This window comes from Microbacterium testaceum (assembly GCF_003075375.1).
In the GTDB taxonomy this organism is placed as follows: Bacteria; Actinomycetota; Actinomycetes; order Actinomycetales; family Microbacteriaceae; genus Microbacterium; species Microbacterium testaceum_E.
Window position 1 is genome coordinate 1 of the sequence record NZ_QDFT01000098.1, and the last position, 2,331, is coordinate 2,331.

The 2,331-nt window shown below is 67.6% G+C and carries 3 protein-coding genes; 1 reads left to right on the forward strand and 2 read right to left on the reverse strand.

The features are described 5' to 3' along the window. A partial coding sequence (locus DC432_RS16070; protein ID WP_431739695.1) for a MarR family winged helix-turn-helix transcriptional regulator occupies window positions 1-192 on the reverse strand: 192 nt, incomplete at its 3' end. Window positions 193-222: 30 nt separating this feature from the next. On the opposite strand from DC432_RS16070, the gene DC432_RS16075 reads away from it, so the two are divergent. Continuing rightward, a complete protein-coding gene (locus tag DC432_RS16075) occupies window positions 223-465 on the forward strand; it encodes a hypothetical protein (protein WP_108317713.1) in 243 nt (80 codons plus the stop codon). Between the two features lie 110 nt (window positions 466-575). Here DC432_RS16075 and uvrB read toward each other — a convergent pair. After that, on the reverse strand, window positions 576-2,331 hold a 1,756-nt coding region (uvrB, locus tag DC432_RS16080; protein ID WP_116538686.1), incomplete at its 5' end, for an excinuclease ABC subunit UvrB.

Here is a 2,331-nt window from a genome sequence, read left to right on the forward strand (position 1 = left end):
GGTGATGCTGGCGCTGTGGGAGAGCGCCCCGAGTGAGCGCGGCGCGCTCTCCCACAGCGCCAGCATCACCAGGTACTGCGGGTGGGTCAATCCGAGCGGTTCGAGCACCGGCCGGTAGATCGACACCACATTGCGTGCGGCCGTGACCAGGGCGAAGCACACCTGGTTCTCCAGCTTCAACGGGTCGTCCACGGCATCCCTCCGCAATTAGTTAGTACACTAATGATCATGACACGAAAGGATGCCGACCGCCCGCCTCTGCGCGAGCGCGTCCGCGAGGCCGGTGGGTGGTACCAGTACCTGAACACCCGTCTGATCCGCGTCGCCGGCCCCGCGTCGGTGGGCCCCTACGAGACGACGCCCGAGCCGGTGCGCACCGAGCGACCGTGCCCCCTGTGCGGCCACCCGATGTCGGCTCACGGCGTCGACCGCTCGGGCCCGAAACCGCTCCTGCACTGCCCCTGACGCCGGCACCTGACGCCGGCACCTGACGCCGGCACCTGACGCCGGCACTTGACGCCGGCGACGAGGTCGGCGCCGCATCCGAGGCGGGCGCGGCCGCCCCGATGCCCGGCTCAGGCGTGCCCGGCGCGTTCCATCGCGCGCAGCTCCTTCTTGAGGTCCTGGACCTCGTCGCGAAGTCGCCCCGCGAGCTCGAACTTCAACTCGCCGGCCGCGGCCAGCATCTGCTGCGTCAGGTCGGCGATCGTCGACTCGAGCTGATCGGCACCCTCGGCCGCGATGCCCGTGCGGCGCAGCTGCGGTGTCGGCGACTTGCCCTTGCCCGCCTTGTCGTTGCGTGCCAGGAGCTTCTTCGTGTCGGTCGCCTCTCGCGCCAGGACCTCGGTGATATCGGCGATCTTCTTGCGCAGGGGCTGCGGATCGATCCCGTGCTCCGTGTTGTACGCGATCTGCTTCTCGCGGCGGCGCTCGGTCTCGTCGATCGCGTTGCGCATCGAGTCCGTGATCTTGTCGGCGTACATGTGCACCTCGCCCGACACGTTTCGGGCGGCGCGACCGATCGTCTGGATGAGAGAGGTGCCGCTGCGCAGGAACCCTTCTTTGTCGGCGTCGAGGATCGCGACCAGCGAGACCTCGGGCAGGTCGAGGCCCTCGCGCAGCAGGTTGATGCCGACGAGCACGTCGTACACGCCCGCGCGCAGCTCGGTGAGCAGTTCGACGCGTCGCAGGGTGTCGACGTCGGAGTGCAGGTAGCGGACGCGGACCCCGTGCTCGCCGAGGAAGTCGGTGAGCTCTTCCGCCATCTTCTTCGTCAGGGTGGTCACGAGCACGCGCTCGTCCCGCTCGACGCGGACGCGGATCTCTTCGAGCAGGTCGTCGATCTGCCCCTTCGAGGGCTTGACGATGATCTCGGGATCGACGAGACCGGTGGGGCGGATGATCTGCTCGACCACCCCGTCGGCGATGCCCATCTCGTACCGGCCCGGCGTGGCCGAGAGGTAGACCGTCTGCCCGACGCGCTCCTTGAACTCGTCCCACCGCAGAGGGCGGTTGTCCATCGCGCTCGGCAGTCGGAAACCGTGCTCCACGAGGGTGCGCTTGCGCGAGGCGTCGCCCTCGTACATCGCCCCGATCTGCGGCACGGTGACGTGCGACTCGTCGATCACGAGCAGGAAGTCGTCGGGGAAGAAGTCGAGCAGGGTGTGCGGGGGCTCCCCGGCGACGCGGCCGTCCATGTGGCGGGAGTAGTTCTCGATCCCCGAGCAGAACCCGAGCTGCTGCAGCATCTCGAGGTCGAAGGTGGTGCGCATGCGCAGGCGCTGCGCCTCGAGCAGCTTGCCCTGCGACTCGAACTCCTTCAAGCGCTCCTCGAGTTCGTGCTCGATCGTCCCGATCGCACGGTGGACGGTGTCGGTGCCGGCGACGTAGTGCGAAGCGGGGAAGATCGGAACGGAGTCCATCTTCTGGATCACGTCGCCCGTGAGCGGGTGCAGCGTGTACAGCGCCTCGATCTCGTCACCGAACATCTCGATGCGGATCGCGTACTCCTCGTACACGGGGATGATCTCGATCGTGTCGCCCCGCACGCGGAAGTTGCCGCGCGAGAAGTCGACGTCGTTGCGGTTGTACTGCATCGAGATGAACTTGCGGATGAGGGCGTCGCGGTCATACCGCTCCCCCACCTGCAGAGCGACCATGGCGCGCAGGTACTCCTCGGGCGCACCGAGGCCGTAGATGCAGGACACCGTGGATACGACGACGACGTCGCGCCGCGACAGCAGGGAATTCGTGGTCGAGTGCCGCAGACGCTCCACCTCGGCGTTGATCGAGCTGTCCTTCTCGATGAAGGTGTCGGTCTGCGGGACGTAC